We start from the raw sequence: 19,561 nt of genomic DNA on the forward strand, positions 1-19,561 counted from the left end.
ATACTTTAATTTTAGAGATTTTAAGGAAAATAAAAAACCTTTGATTTAACAGAATAATTTTAAAAAAAACTTATCAGTATTTAGATCTGATCTAAACTTTCTGCGAGACAATAAAATATGTCAAAATCAAAAAAGGGGATTCAAAATTACCGTGTAGCTGTAAAAAATCTGCACTTAAAGTGTTATCCAAAATGTATGCATGCATATCAAATATGGATAGCTTTATTCCTCCAATTGAGTGATAAACAACAGAACTACCATCTTGATTTAGCTTTTAAACAGAATATCGACATTCCACTCATTACCACTAACACACTGGGTCACTATTTTTTTAGTAGTCATTTCAGCTGGATCTATGCCTATTTTTACAACAAGAATAAAAATGAATTTACGTTTAGAGCTTATGAGAAAAATAATTCCTACGAATTCACAATCCAGGCTTTAAGCGAAGTAATGGCCTTACTGTGTTCCGGATTACATCACTCAATTCATGGCTTAGATATCATCGCGCATTGGCTAAATGAACAATACTTAGCCGCACATCTTCAGGAAGTTTTCGGACAGGAAGTTTTAACTATCAATCATCTAAGAGAATTATCAGGGCTATCTAAATCCCAAAGTCCAGTAAGTTCTATTTCAAATTATGCTGGTCCACTTTCATTAGAAAAAATTCTGGCTGGAATATCATCATGAACGGATATAGTTACTTAGAAGATACTCAAGAATTAAAGCTTGAGCCATTTCGAGACTTCTATCAAGCACTGGCAGAAGCAAAGCTAGAAAGTTTTCAAAATTCAATCAAACTCAATGACTTCATTAAACCTACTGAAATTATTGAACTTAACAATATTATAAATCAAAAACTTATAGAAAAATCAATCAGTGAATATCCTCTGGTTCATTATCTTATTGCAGTCATTAATACCCCTTCAGCATATCAAGCTAATGCCCTGAAATGGGCCATTTTCAATACTAGATGTATTGAATTGCTTGATAGCAAAGAACATGCAGCCACCGTAGCAAATCTTTGTATGCGTTTTCGTTTAGCCTGCAGAAAAAGGGAATACCATTGGCTTTATAACTTCTTACCAGCTCTCCCGATGGAGTTGGAGGATCTACTTGAGTTTTTAAATAAAGCTGAAACAGAGAATAAAAATTTACTTGAACGTTCTACTCCAAAATTAACAGCAAAACAAATTGGACAATTGGCAAATATCCGCGTTATTTATACGTATGCGCATACGCAATCAGATCGGCAAAAAAGACACAGGCAAAATAATCCAAGCGCCCAGGAGCCTCCTCAAATCGATGTTAGGAAAACATCAAAAATAACTATCGATGATGAGCAAACACATCAGACTTATTTTGAACGCGGTATAGCAAAACAACCACGTGAGGATAAAACTATAGAAAAAGTTGAAGACCATAATTTTGAATTCAACCCACTAGAGCAATCTTCTATTACAGCTCAGATCAATAATCTCAAAAACAGAATTCTGCATCAAAACAAGAATGAATTAATGAGCAAGTCAAATCCTCATGTCTTCGATTTACCTACCGCACAGTACATTATGCAAATTTTATTAGAACGGGCAGAAAACTCTCCAATTCATGCATTGCTTTTATTCTCAGTACTTAGTTTCACGCATTATGAAGAGCTACTGGTATTCAGAACTCGTTTCTTTCTAAGCTCAAGAAGTAAAGAAATCCGTTTTAGTCATGAAAACTGTTTTTTCAAGCAAGGTATTGATAATTCGAAATTTAAAGATGCATTATTAAAAGAATATATGCTCAACATTGGTAATTCTTTTACCATCCCCTTACCCAAAGTTTATTTAGATCGAATCTTTCAGTTAAAAAATTGGGATAAAGCTGATATTGCTTCTGATGTACAAGATTATCTACGTAGAATCAGTGATGATCTTACTTTCCCTTTAACAACTCAAAATCTTCCTCGTTTAATCAGTGACATTACATTGAATGAACTAGGATATGAATTAGAAAGTAAATTATTCGCTGGAGAAAATGTTAATAACTACACTCCATGCCATTATTTCTCAACGAAAATTATTGATATCTTAGATATTTATATTCAAACACTTGATCTGGTTTGCCCTCAGCTTGACACTGGATATATTGAGGAATTTAAATCCCCTATTACGTTTGGCAGTCAGCAAGTACCGAATCTCCCATTCGTCCAGTCTTTTTTTTACCAGCTTGACCACAAAGTTAGGAATAATCTCAATCCCTTTCAGACTTTAAATCATTATTCGATGTGGCTTTGGCATATTTGCATGTTGACAACTTCAGCACGGCCGAGTGAGTCCTTCCCGCCCAGTCTAGATTATATTGACCTTAACAACAAATTGATGGCTGTTGCAGATAAAGAGCAGCGTTATTCAGGCACCATTGGACGCTATTTACCTTTTAATAATTTTCTTCGTGATGAAATACAGCATTACCTAAAGTATTTGAAATATTTTCTGCAGCTCGCAAAAGCCTATTTGACGCAAGAACAAGTACAAGCAATCCAAGAGGTCTTCGATGGTGAACGTCTCTTGCTCTTATTTTACGATTCGAAAGGATATGTCCGAAATCTGGAACTTTCTGATATTCAAAAATACTGTACCGAAATAGCATTACAGCGCAATTGGACCCGCCATTTCGCTCGCTATTTTTTTGCCCAATACTGCAATGAAGATCTAATAAATGGCATCTTTGGTCATGATGAAGCTATGCAGGAACTGTTTGACCGCTATTCAGGTTTTAAGACAATAGATTACGATCAGATTAGAGCAGCACAAGACAAGCTGGTCGAAATCTTAGCGCTTAAAAGCATGTCTACGTTTACAGGAATGACTATTGCATGAGCAAACATCCGCACTCGCTAAAACGATTAAAAAAGCAAAGAGAGAAAAAAAAGTTTTTTTTGCAATTATTTAGCGAAAAATTCACAGAACTCACACCCGAAAATTATCCAGAAATTTTTCGACAAGTTGACGATCGACTTTTAGAGCACTGTAAGTCAAATATCCGAAGCTACCAAATCGCACGTATAGAATTTGCTAAATATATCAAGCGCTTTAATCTTTCATCGAATCACCACTATCCGGTGCCTGCCGCCCCCGTGAGGTACGAAAGGTCTCTGCCACTACAAAATATTGAAACCTTAAAACATGGCAAAAAGGTGACTCAATTTGCCAAAAATTTGATTGCTCACTGGACAGAACATAATGACTTCAGTCCAACTCAATCCCTCGCTTTTTGTTTGATCAGTTCAATATTATTTAATGGCATTTATAACCATGCCGAATTGCAATTTTTTTTAAAAATTATTTTAAAAACAAAGAAATTTCAAAGTTTTTTAAACCTAAATCATATGGTAACACTCGAAATCCCGAACCGGAATTTCGGTAATCAGCGTATAAATGACCCTGATTTTTCAGTCAGCTATACAAAAACGTTTGTGCTACACGACATTGTGAAATGCTGGATCTACAGACTAAAACATCAAAAGTTTGATTTATTTTCGGATATTGAAGATGCAGAACATCTGATTAACGCTTGTATTATTGAATGCTTCCCCGAGGAAAAGCTACGTTGTAAAGACCTGTTAAAATACGGTTTTTACTATACACAGTTCCTGAAAAACAGCGGACTGGATCAAATGTCCATTTGTATCTTAAAAAATGAAATTTACAGTTCCAGTCCTCTCGAAAAACAATTAGAAGCTTATTTTGTTCAGTTTGAACAAAAGCACACCAATAACATTAAAGTTGAGAATACTTGTGAAAACCATCAGGCCCACTCTAGAGTCAATATCGCATCAGATATAGCAGAAACTCTTGTAGAAATACGTCAAGCCATTCGTGCAAAAAACTATAAAGATCAACTCATAGGGTTATATTCCAGAGAACTGTCTCCTGCCTTAGAGCGTTTGTTGCTGTGGAGCATTCTACGTTCAAAATTAACGGAACCTCAACTGGACCTTCTCAATCATATTATTCAGCAGCAGCAACGATTTAAGCGCAAGCTTATACGTGCAGATTTTCAGCCGCTCAAGCAAAGTTCTCTGAAGACCATGTTTTCACAGTTTGCAGTCCATTGGCTGCAGGCAACGCAAGACAAAGATATTTCATCATTTTCAAATGCTGATTTTGAAGATCTGTATGGAGAAATGCTTTTATTAAGGAAGGAAACAACTAGAGAGACTTTACAAAAACGTCTACAGGAGTTTCATCACAAACAGACATTATTTTTTAACGCGCCCACTGTGGATCTGGATAGTTTAATCCAAGTAAAAATCTGCAGAACCGCATTGATCTCGCCCCATATTTTTTACCGCATGCTAGAGCAGCTCGAAAATACTCAAGATATTTCAATTCAGGATAAAAATATATTTAAACTGATTTTTATTCTGGGGTTCAGAGTCGGACTACGGATCAATGAAACATTGAATATCTTCGTACGTGATCTATTTATTGGTGCAGATGCTGTGATACTCACCATTCGCAACAATCGCAATAAAAATCAAAAAAGCTACTCAGCTTACCGCAAGATTCCTTTACATCATCTACTTAAAGCCGATGAATTACATGCATTTAAAACATATAGTCAGAATAGAAAACGCCTGCTAAAAGAACAAAGAAAATCAGTTACTCAACCGCTATTTTTAAAACAGTCCCTAGAAGAAACTCACGAAAATGAAGTCAATGCTCTCTTGAAACAATTGATCCAGTCTGCTTCTGGAGAACACAGTTTTACTTACCATACTCTGCGTCATTCAGCATTTAATCATCTCTATCTGGTTTTAAAACACTCACCGCTTGCTGATGCATTTACAGACTATACGCCAAATGATCAACTACGCATCCGTTATGCATTGCTGCGAAACAAAAATACTCAGCAAACCTGGTATGCGCTTTCTCATTTTGCCGGGCACCTAACGCCTGAAACCACTTGTTCAAGCTATCTGCATTTAATGCATCTAGCAATTAGCTACCAGCTGAATCAAATGCACAGCCCGCTTCCTAAAGAAGCCTATTTTAATATTCTGAAACATGATGATTCTATTAAATATCCTGTTCAGCAGCGGGCGATCAAACAGTTTTTATTTGAGCAACTCACTAAAGACCGTTACAGGCAACATGATCATCAATTTCAACTAGGTCAACAGAAATCGCCTGATTCACTGATGCTAGGAGCTCATGACTCAGAGATGACTTTTGAATTATTGCATCACATTCTTGCAGTAGAAAAAGAACAAGACCTTATGTTACCTGAAGCCATTCCTTTGCAAATCGCGCAAAAATTACGTGCTAGAGCCCAGCATTTGAAAACCTCCTGTGTAAACCAAAAAAAATCATCGAGGTTATTTACCACAGATTTTTTAAGGAAAACTCCGAATGCATTGGTCACCATGTTGCCAACCAATCAGGAGGAAAAAAAGGTCATTCAACATGTTCAGGAGCGTTATGCAAATGTACAAAGTAAATACAAAAAACAGCTTCATACGATCTACTCAATTTATCTTGAAAAAGTTCAGCCCAATTCAGCCCAGTTAATTTTTGAACTCAATGAAAAACGGCAACTGAAGAAACTTCTTTCTTTTATTCATAGCCTATTTCCCAAAAAATATCTTCATTTAGAACTCTCTCAGCAGAGCAAGACAGAGCTCAAAAGCACATTACAGGATTTAGCATTACGGACAGAAAATTTTAGCCTGAATGAGGAGGAAGAGCGAATCAAGTTCTCTTTCAAGTATAAAGATGCAAAAGCACTTGGGGTATTCAAACTACTGATGTATCTCATGATAGTTTCTCATCTTTAATGCAAATTATTGGATAAGTTTGCCACGCATTCTTATTCGTGGTTTACCAGTCATTCCTGTAATGATTTAATATAGACTTCCAAGCGTGAGTGATTAAATTAATCATTTTAAAGAGCAATAACTGTTTGTCCCACTAGCCAAAAATGTCTGTCCAAGTTAGCACAAAATTTAATGATCATTTAAACAAGAATTTGCAGTATTGATTTACAATTTGAAGTGAATAAAAAAAGTATAAATTGCCGCAGTGGGATGAAATTGAAGCAATATTTTCAGAATATGATGAATAAATTGTGAATCGGTACTAAATTAAGGTATCAGGCAAGGCAAAGCGCTGCCCATCGACCTCATTGCTCCAAACCACTTGTACCAGATATTCCAGATTAACCTGATAGCAAATACCGGTTCCTCGCGACAACAGGCGAAACTGATTGAGCTTAAAGCAGGTTGTTAGGCTCTATTAGATTGTAAATGTCTAATTAGACTTCTTTAATCTAATAAGATCTAATCAGGCCAATTAAGCACCCTCCTTACCGATCAAATGGCTTATTTTATAAATCCATTATTTTGTGTTTTAATAGATATATATAGATATAAGACCCAATATTATGGATTTAAAATTCAAAAAACCTGAAGAGGTTGTTACTTTATTATGTGAAAGGCTTCGCAAAGAACGACTTTATCTAGAAATGACTCAGGCAGACGTCGCTACACGTGCTGGTATTAGTGTGAATACAGTATCTAATCTGGAAGCTGGTCGAAATGTTTCATTTGAAAATTTAGTACGCGTTGCCATGGTATTGGGCCGATTAAAAGAATTAGAGGAACTCTTCAAACCTCATTTAAACAGTGTAAATGACATTCTCCGCTATGAGAGCAATACGGCTCGCCAACGTATCAAAAGGAAATAAGTGCATGCTCAAAAAACTTAATGTTTACTACAATGGATGGGGTGAATATTGGCTTTGGGGTACACTGGTCTCCTCAACCGCAATCACAGGTCGGCCATTAATCGCCTTTGAATACAGTGCAGAAGCGATCAGTAAAGGTTTAGAACTTTCCTCTTACCTACTTCCATTAAAAGGTGACTCATTAAGAACGAACTTTCCTACACATCAAATGGGATTGCCAGGTCCTATATATGATGCCCTACCCGATGGTTGGGGCATGCTTCTTATGGATCGCTTATTTAAAAAAAATGGACTCAATCCAGCACGGATTGGGCCATTAGAACGACTCACGTATATTAATACACATGCAATGGGGGCATTATCCTTTGAACCTTCAGCACCTGAGTTAGCATTAACTGAAAATATTCCACTGATTAAACTCGCTCAAGAAGTTCAGGAAGTTCTCAAAGGAGAAGGTGCAGAATTTTTACAGCATTTATTAATTATGGGTGGATCTCCACAAGGTGCAAGGCCAAAAGCGCTCGTCTACCGTGATCCTGTCACCAACGAATTCTCAACAGTTAGCTCACATCAACATGAAGCATGGCTGATCAAATTTCCCGCTCAGCAAGAGCATCCTGAAGTTTGTGCAATTGAAGCTGTCTATGCAGAATGTTTGCGTCATTGTCATATTGACACCCCTGATACTCAATATTTTACTCTTCCGAATGGATTAACCGCATTTGCATCAAAAAGATTTGACCGCCATGAAGGTATGCGTATCCCTATGCAAAGTTTAGCTGCCTTCACCGGAGCTGATTTTAAATCACCAGGGAGTTTAGACTACAGTAACTTTCTTCGCGCTGCACACTTTTGCACCAATGATGTTCGCGAAAAAGCAATTGCATTCAAGCGAGCTGTTTTCAATGTAGTCTTCAATAATCGAGATGATCATTGCAAAAACTTTTCATTTCTGATGTCCCAAAATGGGCAATGGAAACTCTCCCCTGCCTATGATGTTACTTTCTGTGAAGGGCCAGGTGGATATCATCAAATGGATATCATGGGTGAGGCACTGGATATTCCTCGACAAGCTCTTGTAAAACTTGGTACTCAGGAAGCGGAACTTTCTGCCCAAGAAGTCGATGAAATTATTAGTTCGATTTGTAAGGTTGCAATCCGATTCAGCAATATCGCTCATGATCTATTACCTGGACAAATTCAAGCAGAAACTATCCAAATGATCCAAAATAGGATTGAGCATAATATTCATTTATTGAATTGAATATAAAACATTTTCATGAGGATTAAGAATCATTATATTAAATCATATAATATTGTTATTTCTCATGAAAATCAGTATCAAAAAATAGGTGACTTTTACAAACTAAAATGTCTAAAATAAAGTGACCAAAATACCCTTAAATGATCTAAATTACTAAAAATTTTACTCCACCAAAAAACACATACTATCAATTAAATCATATACTTATAATTAGCGTCATTTAATGGAATAAATCTCGGTGACCTTGCCAAGGTTGGGGTCGCGAGTTCGAGTCTCGTTTCCCGCTCCAAATTTAAAAGGCCCTAGTCGAAAGATTAGGGCTTTTTTCTTATCTATGGATTTTGCAAACTAGGATTGTTCAGTAATCTTCGTTTTTAAATCTAGCTCATTTGATTGCTGATAAGTTTGAGCAATTCGGTCACGCGGCATAAAAGTTGTCGCAATAATTGCTATCATCGCCATCGAACCAATATAAATCATAATCAAATATGGATTGCCACCACCGACACTCAACAACTTGGTTGCAATCAACGGTGCAATACCACCACCCAATACACCTGCCAACTGCACTGAAATCGAGATACCACTATAGCGAATTTCAGCAGGGAACTGACGCGCGAATAATTGTGCTTGCGGCGCATACATAATCGGGAACACCACACCAATTGCCAATACAATCGCAGTCCACACCAGTACAGGGTCTTTGGTATTGAGCATACTAAAGAATGGATAGCTAAATACTGCCAACACGCATAAGCCAAACATAAACATATTGCGTTGACCAACCCGATCTGACAGATGTCCACACAATGGGGTCATAAATAGAATGACTGCTGCACCACAAATGGTAGCGAACAAAATCTCTTGTCGAGGGATTCCAAGTTGAGTCGTGGTATAAGCCAAGGTGAATGTTGATGCAATGTAAAACCATGCGTTTTCAGCAGCACGTGCCACAATAATCGTAATCAACTGTTTTGGATGTTGTTTGAAGACCTGTAACGCAGGAACTTTAATATTCTCAGCTTGCTCTTTGACTTTCTCAAAGTCAGGTGACTCAGGTACTTTGACACGGATATACCAACCTACAGCCAGTAATACGATACTTGCGAGAAATGGAATACGCCAACCCCAACTAAACAATGCTTGTTCAGGCAGTAAGGACACCAATCCTAGAGCAATTGAGGCCAGCATTAAACCGCCACCTGTACTGGCTTGAGGCAAACTACCCCAAAATCCTTTTTTACCTTCAGGTGCATGTTCAACAGCCATGAGCACAGCCCCGCCCCACTCTCCACCCATTGCCATACCTTGGATAAAACGCAAGATGACCAAGCAAATCGCAGCCCAATAGCCGATTGATTCATAGGTAGGCAACAATCCAATCAATACCGTTGGAATGCCCATCAGCATCAAAGTCAGTAACAACATGGACTTACGACCAATCTTGTCACCAAAGTGCCCAAACACTAAACCACCTAAAGGTCGTCCGATAAAGCCTACTGCATAGGTCCCAAATGCTGCGAGTACGCCTGTAAGCGGATCAAGATTAGGGAAAAATAATTTATTGAAAATCAGTGCCGCCGCTGCACCATAAATAAAAAAGTCATACCACTCGATGGTGGTACCCACCATACTGGAGATACCCGCCAAACGATGTGATGACTTTTTAGGATTTGAACCGTTTCCATGTAATGTTTGCATTTTCATTTTCCTTTCTTGGAAATTTTTATTCTGAATTTTTATGCTGATGATCATGCTTGATCAAAAGTCTACGTCCTGTTTGTATTTCTCCTTTGTGATAACAATCGGATGAGCCGTACTTAGCTCAGCTTTTCTAATATTTGCTCTAGTTCAGGATTGGCTTGTTGCCATTGCGGTTGTTTGTCTTTATCGACAATCAGTGCACGCACGCCTTCAATAAAGTCTCCATGCTCAAACCAAATATCCTGCAAATCACGCTCTAGTTGCATACATTGCTGTAAGGAAAGCCCACGTCCAAGATGTTGTAGTTTCAAACTAGTTTGTTTTGCTACGAATGAGCGTTGTTGCAGTAGATGCAGTAATTTGCTTGCCCATGCTTTTAACTGCTCATCTTGTTCATTTTCAAGACTTTGCTCAATCTCATCCAAATGTTGAAAACCGAAATGTTTACGAATCGCTTCAGCATACTGTTTCAATTCACTTTCTGCTGGGCGGGTGATAAAGCAACTCACAATATGTTCAATGTTTTGTTGGCTTAAATCGTTTTCTGCAACCAAGGCATCTTGCAAGGCTTGCAGTCTTTCGCTCGGTACATGGTAGTCAATCAAATCCAAATAAAGGGCATCACTGCTACTGATTTGCTCACCTGTAATCGCCATATACACGCCTATGTCATCCAAGCGCGATAGGAAATGAGTAGCGCCGACATCTGGGAAAAAACCAATCGCTGTTTCAGGCATGGCAAAGCGTGATTTTTCACTACTCACAATGATGTGGCAGGCTTGCGCTAAGCCAAAACCACCACCAAGCACATAACCATCGAGCAGAACGATGACAGGTTTTTGGTACTCACGTAGGGTGGTGAGCATCTTATATTCGGCACTAAAATACCCCTGATGATCTGTCGTGCCCAGTTTATAACTGTCATACAGATAGCGAATATCGCCTCCTGCACAAAAGGCTTTCGGGCTGTTCGATTTGATTAAAATCGCTTGGATAGCAGCATCATCTCGCCAAAGCTCAAGTTGGGCTCGAATCCCCTCAATCATCTCAAGCGATAGTGCGTTCAGATGTGTCACTCGATCTAAAGTGATCATGCCTAGACCACCTTGTTGCTCAATCATTAAGTGATTTTCTTTGTTCATTTTATTGATCTCTTATTGATTTTTAAAATTTGCCTGCCGCTTTTCAACAAACGCCTGCATGCCTTCTTTTTGGTCTGCAGTGGCAAAAATAGAATGGAACATGCGTCGTTCAAATCGTAATCCTTCGGTCAAATTGACTTCGAAAGCTCGATTAATGGTTTCTTTCAGCATCATGTTTGCGGTCAGAGAACGTGTCGCAATTTGTTCAGCGGCTTGTAGGGTTTGTTCGAGTAGGTCTTCTTTGTTGAATACACGTGCAACCAAACCACTTAACTCAGCTTCTACTGCACCCATTTGTCGTGCGGTGAGGCACATTTCCATGGCTTTGGCTTTACCAATGGCATGAGTTAAACGTTGTGTTCCACCAATTCCTGGAATTACGCCCAAAGTCACTTCAGGTAAGCCGAACTTGGCATTCTCAGCGCAGTAGATAAAGTCACACATCAGTGCTAATTCACAACCACCACCCAAAGCATAGCCACTCACCGCAGCAATCAAAGGTTTACGGCGTTGGGCAATACGATCAGCAAGATGGAAAAAATCATCAAAATAAATATCAGGAAAATTTAGCTGTGCCATTTCCTTAATATCCGCGCCGGCTGCAAAAGCTTTTTCTGAACCTGCCAATACGATACAACCAATCTCACGATCCTTTTCCAGTTGGTCGAGGGCTTGATTCACTTCACTGATCAATTCACTGTTTAGCGCATTTAAAGCTTTAGGACGATTGAGGGTAATTAACCCTACACCATTACGCTTTTCCAATAAAATAGTTTGCCACTGCATCATTCAATCCTTGTTTGAGTTTTATAGACTACGTGCGATCACTAAACGTTGAATATCGCTAGTACCTTCATAAATCTGACAAATTCGTGCATCACGATAAATTCGCTCGATTGGAAAATCTTTCAGATAGCCATAACCACCAAAGACCTGTAAGGCACTTGAACAAACACGCTCTGACATTTCAGAAGCAAATAATTTGGCCATCGATGCTTCATTCAAACAAGGCTGACCCGCTTCTTTGAGACGTGCAGCATAATGAACCAGTTGTCGTGCAGCTTCGATCTCTGTTGCCATACTGGCAAGGCGGAAGGCAATCGCTTGATGCTCGAAAATTGGTTTACCAAATGTCAGACGTTCTTTGGCATAGTGCGTGGCTTCTTCTAAAGCTGCACGCGCCAAACCCACTGCTTGTGCTGCAATCCCGATACGACCACCTTCCAAATTGGCGAGTGCAATTTTCAGACCCTCACCTTCTTTACCCAGCATCAAACTTTTATGCACACGTACATCGGTCAAAGCAATCTGACAGGTATCCGAAGCATGTAAACCTAATTTCTCTTCGACACGAATGACCTCATACCCGGGTGTATCACGTGGCACGAGAAAGGCACTAATACCCTTTTTACCTGCGCTTGGATCAGTCACGGCAAAGACGATAATCACCCCTGCATTATGACCAGAAGTAATAAACTGCTTTGCACCATTCAGAATATAATCATCACCATCTTTAACTGCGCGGGTTTTGATGGCTGCAGCATCCGAACCGGTATGTGGTTCGGTTAAAGCAAAGGCTCCGATCATTTCGCCTTGGGCTAAGGGCTTTAAAAAGCGTTCTTTTTGCTCGTCATTACCAAACTTTAAAATAGGTACACAGCCCACCGAATTATGCACGCTCATAATGGTCGAGGTCGCACCATCTGCAGCTGCAACTTCTTCGAGTGCCAATACATATGCCAAATTTCCAGTATCTGACCCACCCCATTGCTCTGGGACGAGCATCCCCATAAAACCAAGCTGCCCCATCTGTGCTAACGCAGCTTTGGGAAAGGTGCCATCTCGATCCCAATCACTGGCATTCGGTTTGATTTGTTCTTGGGCGAAACTTTTCGCCATATCACGAATTAACAATTGTTCTTCGGTAAATTGCATTGTTATTTCCCTTACCCTGCTTTTGCTTGTTGCTTAGCAATTTCCTGATTACGCAATAAAAAACGTTGGATTTTACCACTCGGCGTCTTCGGCAACTCGGTGACAAACTCCACTAGACGTGGATATGCATGCGCAGAAAGACGTTTTTTCACAAATTGGCTTAATTCTTCTGCCAAAGCAATCGTAGACTGTACGCCTGCCGCTAAAATCACAAAGGCTTTAACCAGTTCGGTACGATCTGGATCAGGCACACCAATCACCGCAGCTTCAATCACCGCATCATGTTCAAGCAAAGCACTTTCAACATCAAATGGACCGATGCGATAACCAGATGTGGTGATCACATCATCGCTACGTCCCACAAAACTCATACTGCCATCACTATGTAACTCAGCGGTATCGCCTGTTAAGTAATAATTGCCAACAAAAGGTGATTTACGGCTTTCTTTATAACCACCAAACCACATCATTGGCGACTGGCTGATATCCACCGCTAAAATTCCGGCGGTGTCTGGCGGAAGCTCTTCACCTTGTTCATTGACCACGGCAACCCGATAACCCGGACTTGGAAAACCTGCCGCACCCGCACGTATTTCATGGCTTAAACCGTGATGGTTACAGACCACAATACCCACTTCAGTTTGTCCGTAATGATCGTAAATCGGCGCATCTAAAACTTGTTTGAACCAGCGAATCACTTCTGGATTCAGTGGCTCACCTGCACTACTGACCACACGGAACTGACCTTTTAACGGCGCCATTTGTGCTGGATCAGCAGCCATCATCATACGATAGGCCGTTGGTGCACCTGCCAAATTGGTGATTTGATAATCCTTGACGATTTGACACAAACTATCCGTACTGAATCCACCCTCGTAAAACAACGTCGCATGTCCCAAGAATAATGGCCCCGTAATCGCATAGTACAAACCATAGGCCCAACCCGGATCAGCAATATTCCAAAAAGCATCATCTTCAGTTAAGCCAATTGCATCTTGCATGTAGCGACCAAATGCAATCAAGGCTTTTAGTGGAACTTCGAGCGGTTTTGCAGGTCCAGTGGTACCTGAGGTAAACATTAATAAGAATGGATCATGCAAATTACGCATGACTAATTCACATTGATCAGACTGCTGATTCAACTCCTGCCAAAAATTAAAATCGCTGGCTTTGAGCACTGCACCTTCTGTATCAGCAACGGTCACGATAGCTGGACATTGTTCAACTTCATCGAGCTTGCTGCGATTGCCCACATCCGTGACGACTAACTTGCTTTGTGCAAGTTGAATACGATGCTCAATCGCTTTCGGCCCAAAAGCAGTAAACAGCGGTTGATATACGGCTCCAATTCGCCATGCGGCTAAAATCGTCACGATCAGTTCAGGCGTTCGTGGTAATAAACCCGAAATACGATCACCTGCCTGTACACCTTGTGATTTTAGAAAATTAGCAAATTGACTGGACCACTGTTTGAATTGCGCAAAGGTATATTGTTCCTTACGCCCATCTTTGCCTTGCCAGTACAAAGCAACTTTTTCACCGTCTACATGTCGGTCACAACACTCAAAGCATGCATTGAGTGCATCCAACGAACCTGACAACATGTGTTGAGCCGTATTTTCAAAATCAAATGCGTTTGCCACATCTTTATAATTCAACATCTCTATTCCCTCAGTCTGGATTTGTAGTTATTTACGACAGAGTTGCATTTATTGGTTTACAAGCCATCCAATGGCTTGATGTTTAAACTTAGTCTGGTAGGTATTGCTGGATAATGCTGGAGAAATCCAAATGCGCATTTCCACGCATACACATCTGCTGATACATCTGCTGTACCATGCCACCTAACAAAATAGGTTGTTTGACCTGACCTGCTGCCTCGACCGCGAGACCTAAATCTTTCAGCATCAGTTGTGTCGCAAAACCATCTTGATAGCCACGTGAAGCAGGTGCATTTTCATTGATATGTGGCCATGGATTACAAATCTCTGAACTCCAGCAACGACCACTTGAGGTGTTCACCACACCCGCCAATGCTTGCGGATCAATCCCCAATTTGGCACCCAATGCCATGCCCTCTGCCACAGCAGCCATCGAGATTCCAAGAATCAAGTTATTGCAAATCTTGGCAATTTGTCCTGCGCCAACATCACCACAATGTATAACATTCTTGCCCATGTGGCTGAGCACAGGTTTGACTTCCTCAAAGGTCTGATCATTGGCACCCACCATAAAAGTGAGAGTACCTGCTTGCGCGCCAATGGTGCCACCCGACACAGGCGCATCACAGATGTGAATATTTTTAGTTTGCGCAAGCGCAGCGATATCTTTGATGGTCTGCGGGTCAATGGTACTGCTATCAATACACAATGCCCCTGCCTTCAAGACTTCCAACACGCCCTCCTCACCGAGGTAAACCTCTTTGACATGCTTAGCTGCTGGTAACATGGTGATCACCACATCTGCTTGTTGGGCTGCTGCTTGTGGACTGTCGCAGACCACACCACCCGCTTCAGCAAAGTGCTGATTCGCCACTTCACTGAGATCATAACCATAGACTGTAAGTCCTGCTTTGAGCAGGTTATGGGCCATTCTGCCACCCATATTTCCAAGACCGATAAAGGCGATATTCATCCCTGATTCCCCCTTAACGTAAACTAATGGTGGTATTTACACCGCCAACTTCATGGCTATCTTCAAACCAACGACTGGTAATGGTTTTGGTCTGCGTATAGAACTGTACCGCTTGCTTACCATAAGGGCCTAAATCACCTAGCTTTGAACCACGCGAACCTGTAAAGCTAAAGAATGGCACTGGCACAGGAATTGGAATATTGATCCCCACTTGACCAATATCAATTAAGTTTTGGAAGTTACGTGCTGTCGCACCACTTTGAGTAAAGAGTCCAACACCATTACCAAATGGATTGGCATTGATCAGCTCAATCGCTTCTTCCAAAGTATCAACAGAAATAATTGCCAATACAGGGCCAAAGATTTCTTCTTTATAGATGCGCATGTCTGTGGTCACGCCATTAAAAATGGTCGCTCCGACAAAGTTACCTGACTCATAACCTTGAACTTGCACATCACGACCATCGAGTAACAGCTCTGCGCCTTGCTCGACACCACTATTGATCAAATCAATCACACGCGCTTTGGCACGTTGAGAAATGACAGGTCCGATATCTGTATTCGGCTCATGTCCTGCATTAACTTTCAAGGTTTTGGCTTTTTCAACCAACTCTTGAACCCATTGCTTACTTTCACCCACCATCACAGCAACTGAAAGTGCCATGCAACGCTGTCCTGCAGCACCAAAAGCCGCACCGACTAAAGCATTGAGGGTTTGTTCTTTATTAGCATCAGGCATCACTACCACATGGTTTTTTGCACCCATCATCGATTGCACACGTTTGCCATGTTGCCCTGCGAGGTTATACACATGCGTACCCACCGCAGTTGAACCGACAAAGGAAATCGCTTTAATGTGTGGATGTGTACAGAGACGATCGACTACTTCTTTGCCACCATGAACCACATTCAACACACCAGCAGGTACACCTGCTTGAATCGCAAGTTCGACCAACATCATCGTGGTTAATGGGTCTTGTTCAGAGGGTTTGAGTACGAAGGTATTGCCACAAACAATCGCCATCGGGAACATCCACAATGGAATCATGGCTGGGAAATTAAATGGAGTGATGCCCGCACAAACACCCAAAGGCTGTTGCAAAGTATAGGTATCTACACCACGTGCTACACCTTCGATGTACTCGCCCATTTGCAAGGTACCGACAGAACAAGCGTGCTCAACCACTTCTAAGCCACGCTGGATATCACCTTCTGCATCGGCTAAGGTTTTGCCTTGCTCAGCGGTCAGTACTTTCGCGATCTCTTTCATATTGGCACGAATCAAGTCTTGTAGCTTCAGCATAATGCGCATACGTGCTTGAATCGGTGTTTGACGCCAAGTGGCAAAAGCATCTTGTGCAGCTTGAATCGCTGCATCCACTTCCTGCACTGTTGCAAAAGGCACACGACCGATGACTTCCTGTGTCGCAGGATTGACGATATCTTGCCAGTGTTGGGTTTCAGACTCGATCAACTGTCCATTAATGAGTAGCTTAGCTGTGTCCAGCTCGATTTTCTGGATTGTATTCATAACCTCTCCATAGGCCTATTTTTATTGTGTTCAGATGTTCGAAAATAGCGATTCGTCGTATTTTCTTTTTTTAACATTTGTTTGAGACTAGCAAAGAATGCTTTGACCACCAACGCAAATTCATGCACGATTGATGTGCAAATATGCACAGGGATGACAATAACAATGAAAGTGGATTGGGATCATCTACAGTTTTTTCTGGTTTTAGCGAGAACCAAAACTCTGACCAATGCAGCACGCATTATTGGCGTGGAACACAGTACCGTAGCTCGACGGATTCAAGCATTAGAGCAGGCTTTAGGCATGACTCTGTTCAAGCGTGAAGCATCAGGTTATGAACTAACGATGGAAGGATTAGCTCTTGTTCCGCAGGTTGAACAAATGGAACAGGCATTCCTTCAGATTGAGAAACCGCATCAACCTTTGCAAGGTCGTGTGCGAATTGGCACACCTGAAGGATTTGGTACCGCATTTCTTGCACGACTATTAGCAGAGTTTTCGATTCACTATCCTCAGCTCACGATTGACCTGATTCCTGTGCCAAAGATGATTAAGCTCTCGCATCGTGAAGCGGACATTGTGGTGTCTATTGATCGACCAACGTCTGGACCTTATATCATCACGCGACTGTCAGATTACTCATTAAAGATTTATGGCAGTCAAAACTATCTGTCACAACATCCACCAATTCGTGGATTAGAGGATTTAACCCAACACCGTTTTGTTAATTATATTGATGATTTGGTCTATAGCCCTGAGCTATATTGTCTAGAACGCTTACCCTTAAAACTCACTGCAAATTTTCGCAGTAGCAGTATTTTGGCACAGCAAATCGCAGTAAGTGCAGGTGCTGGATTAGCAATTTTGCCGAAATTTTTAGCCCATGATAAACCTGAACTTCAGGATGTTTTAGCTGAACAAGTACGTTTTAATCATACATTCTGGATGCTTACCTTTGTAGATTTACAGCATGAGCCACGGATTAAACTGGTCTGGGATTATTTACGTAAACAGGCAGATAAATATCAGCATTTATTGGTTGATTAATACTTCTCAGCGTAGATATAAAAAGAGCCGATCTGGTTAGATCAGCTCTTTTTATGGGAGATGCAAATGAATCGATTAAGCCAATTCACGTCCAAGTTTACGCATACGTGGTTTGTATAATACTTGATAGGTCACCGCTAAAATCACCACCCACAACGGACTCACATACAGCGCTTTCAGCGTGTCAGGTTCGAGTGCCAAAATCACCAAAGTGAACAACAAGAATGCGATCACCACATAAGACATGAACACGCCGCCTGGCATTTTAAATTTAGACTGTTCATGTAACTCTGGACGTAATTTGCGATAGCGGATATAGCAAACCATGATCAGGCTCCATACGCTAATGAACAGGATCACACAGAGCGAACTTGCCAAAGTAAAGGCTTCCATGGTGTTCGGGACAAAATACTGAAGCACAGCTCCACCCATGATAAATACACATGAGAAGATCAGACCATTTGCTGGCACTGCACTTTTGGATAAGCGACTAAATGAATTTGGCGCCTGACCATCTTTAGACAGACCAAACAACATACGACTGGTAGAGAAAACACCACTGTTCATCGACGACATCACCGAAGATAACACCACTAAATTCATGATGATCGCTGAGGTCACAATCCCCGCATTCAGGAATAACTCAACGAATGGGCTTTTATCTGCGCGAATTTGATCCCACGGTATCACAGCCATCACCACCAATAAAGCTAAGACATAGAACAAAATAATACGAATCGGAATCGCATTAATCGCTTTGGGAAGATTCTTATGTGGGTCTTTGGTTTCTGCCGCCGTGGTTCCAATCAGCTCCACTCCGACAAAGGCAAAAACGGCAATTTGGAAACCAGCCAAGAAGCCATCAACACCTTTCGGGAACATACCACCATGCGACCAAATATTATTGAGTGAAGCCACTGTGCCATGAGGTGCGGTAAAGTGACTAAAAATCATATAGCCCCCAACCCCAATCAAACCAATAATCGCCAAGATTTTAATCAGTGCAAACCAGAACTCGACTTCACCAAACAATTTGACCGTAAGTAAATTCAAGGCCAAAACGAATAATACGCAGCCCGCACTAATCAGCGCCTGTCCTATTGGAGTAAAGGTCGTTCCATCAGGCAGCCAAAAACCAAGATAATTAATCACAGCAGCTAAGTCCGCAATACCGACCAAGACCCAACCTAACCAATAGGTCCAACCCAAATAATATCCAGCCCACGGTCCAATCAGATCGTGTGCCATATCGACGAAAGATTTGTACTGTAAATTGGCAAGCAACAATTCACCGAGTGCTCGCATCAAAAAGAAGAACATGCCACCAATAATCATGTAAATAAACAAGATTGATGGACCAGCAAGGGAGATGGTTTTTCCTGAACCCATGAACAGTCCAGTCCCAATCGCGCCACCAATGGCAATCAATTGCAAATGGCGATTGGAAAGTTTTCGTTGTAAGTCTTGAGGTGCATCATCACCTGAAGACTGATTATGTATCACCGTCATAAAAAAGTTCCTTTTTACTACTTCCTAAAATGAATCGGTCGCTAATTTATGAGCTTA

General features: G+C 40.9%; 14 protein-coding genes and 1 pseudogene. 6 read left to right on the forward strand and 9 right to left on the reverse strand.

Going from position 1 to position 19,561, the window contains the following annotated elements:
• Positions 1 to 195: 195 nt before the first annotated feature.
• Genes IRT38_RS02475 through IRT38_RS02485 form a run of 3 tightly spaced genes read left to right on the forward strand, consistent with a single transcriptional unit; the run spans position 196 to position 5,830 of the window.
• Positions 196 to 693, forward strand: a complete 498-nt coding sequence (locus IRT38_RS02475) for a hypothetical protein (protein WP_000543471.1) — start codon at positions 196 to 198, stop codon at positions 691 to 693.
• Entirely contained in the window at positions 690 to 2,870 is a 2,181-nt protein-coding gene (locus IRT38_RS02480) for a hypothetical protein (RefSeq protein WP_194596870.1), read from the forward strand. The genes IRT38_RS02475 and IRT38_RS02480 overlap by 4 nt, the downstream gene beginning before the upstream one ends.
• Entirely contained in the window at positions 2,867 to 5,830 is a 2,964-nt protein-coding gene (locus tag IRT38_RS02485) for a site-specific integrase (RefSeq protein ID WP_000033773.1), read from the forward strand. The genes IRT38_RS02480 and IRT38_RS02485 overlap by 4 nt, the downstream gene beginning before the upstream one ends.
• Positions 5,831 to 6,134: 304 nt before the next feature.
• On the opposite strand, the pseudogene IRT38_RS17680 reads toward IRT38_RS02485, so the two are convergent.
• Positions 6,135 to 6,239: pseudogene (locus IRT38_RS17680) on the reverse strand (hypothetical protein); the annotation flags it as partial.
• 196 nt (positions 6,240 to 6,435) lie between these two features.
• Here IRT38_RS17680 and IRT38_RS02490 point away from each other — a divergent pair.
• Together IRT38_RS02490 and IRT38_RS02495 are read left to right on the forward strand one after the other, a co-directional pair.
• Positions 6,436 to 6,738, forward strand: coding sequence for a helix-turn-helix transcriptional regulator (locus tag IRT38_RS02490; protein ID WP_000364388.1), 303 nt, complete (start codon positions 6,436 to 6,438; stop codon positions 6,736 to 6,738).
• Positions 6,739 to 6,742: 4 nt separating this feature from the next.
• Positions 6,743 to 8,002 (forward strand): type II toxin-antitoxin system HipA family toxin, encoded by a 1,260-nt coding sequence (locus tag IRT38_RS02495; protein WP_000914409.1) that lies wholly within the window; start codon positions 6,743 to 6,745, stop codon positions 8,000 to 8,002.
• 348 nt (positions 8,003 to 8,350) lie between these two features.
• Here the strand turns inward: IRT38_RS02495 and IRT38_RS02500 are convergent, their stop codons facing one another.
• From IRT38_RS02500 to IRT38_RS02530, 7 genes are all read right to left on the reverse strand, one after another.
• The gene (locus IRT38_RS02500; protein WP_194596872.1) at positions 8,351 to 9,703 is read right to left on the reverse strand and encodes an MFS transporter; all 1,353 of its coding nucleotides are present in this window, start codon (positions 9,701 to 9,703) and stop codon (positions 8,351 to 8,353) included.
• Positions 9,704 to 9,822: 119 nt separating this feature from the next.
• Positions 9,823 to 10,848: an enoyl-CoA hydratase/isomerase family protein gene (locus IRT38_RS02505; RefSeq protein ID WP_194596874.1), complete on the reverse strand. Its 1,026-nt coding sequence runs from the start codon at positions 10,846 to 10,848 to the stop codon at positions 9,823 to 9,825.
• Between the two features lie 12 nt (positions 10,849 to 10,860).
• The gene (locus IRT38_RS02510; RefSeq protein ID WP_004956737.1) at positions 10,861 to 11,634 is read right to left on the reverse strand and encodes an enoyl-CoA hydratase; all 774 of its coding nucleotides are present in this window, start codon (positions 11,632 to 11,634) and stop codon (positions 10,861 to 10,863) included.
• 21 nt (positions 11,635 to 11,655) lie between these two features.
• Complete coding sequence (locus IRT38_RS02515; protein WP_004956740.1) at positions 11,656 to 12,783, reverse strand: acyl-CoA dehydrogenase family protein; 1,128 nt, start codon at positions 12,781 to 12,783, stop codon at positions 11,656 to 11,658.
• An 11-nt stretch (positions 12,784 to 12,794) separates the two neighbouring features.
• Positions 12,795 to 14,444: an AMP-binding protein gene (locus tag IRT38_RS02520; RefSeq protein ID WP_194596876.1), complete on the reverse strand. Its 1,650-nt coding sequence runs from the start codon at positions 14,442 to 14,444 to the stop codon at positions 12,795 to 12,797.
• Between the two features lie 88 nt (positions 14,445 to 14,532).
• The gene (gene mmsB, locus IRT38_RS02525; protein WP_194596878.1) at positions 14,533 to 15,417 is read right to left on the reverse strand and encodes a 3-hydroxyisobutyrate dehydrogenase; all 885 of its coding nucleotides are present in this window, start codon (positions 15,415 to 15,417) and stop codon (positions 14,533 to 14,535) included.
• A 13-nt stretch (positions 15,418 to 15,430) separates the two neighbouring features.
• Complete coding sequence (locus IRT38_RS02530; protein WP_194596879.1) at positions 15,431 to 16,948, reverse strand: CoA-acylating methylmalonate-semialdehyde dehydrogenase; 1,518 nt, start codon at positions 16,946 to 16,948, stop codon at positions 15,431 to 15,433.
• A gap of 165 nt (positions 16,949 to 17,113) precedes the next feature.
• On the opposite strand from IRT38_RS02530, the gene IRT38_RS02535 reads away from it, so the two are divergent.
• Positions 17,114 to 17,995, forward strand: a complete 882-nt coding sequence (locus IRT38_RS02535) for a LysR family transcriptional regulator (RefSeq protein ID WP_194596880.1) — start codon at positions 17,114 to 17,116, stop codon at positions 17,993 to 17,995.
• Between the two features lie 75 nt (positions 17,996 to 18,070).
• On the opposite strand, the gene IRT38_RS02540 is transcribed toward IRT38_RS02535, so the two are convergent.
• Positions 18,071 to 19,504, reverse strand: coding sequence for an amino acid permease (locus IRT38_RS02540; protein ID WP_194596881.1), 1,434 nt, complete (start codon positions 19,502 to 19,504; stop codon positions 18,071 to 18,073).
• Positions 19,505 to 19,561 lie beyond the last annotated feature (57 nt).

It is taken from the genome of Acinetobacter sp. SK-43 (genome assembly GCF_015351505.1).
GTDB lineage: Bacteria > Pseudomonadota > Gammaproteobacteria > Pseudomonadales > Moraxellaceae > Acinetobacter > Acinetobacter junii.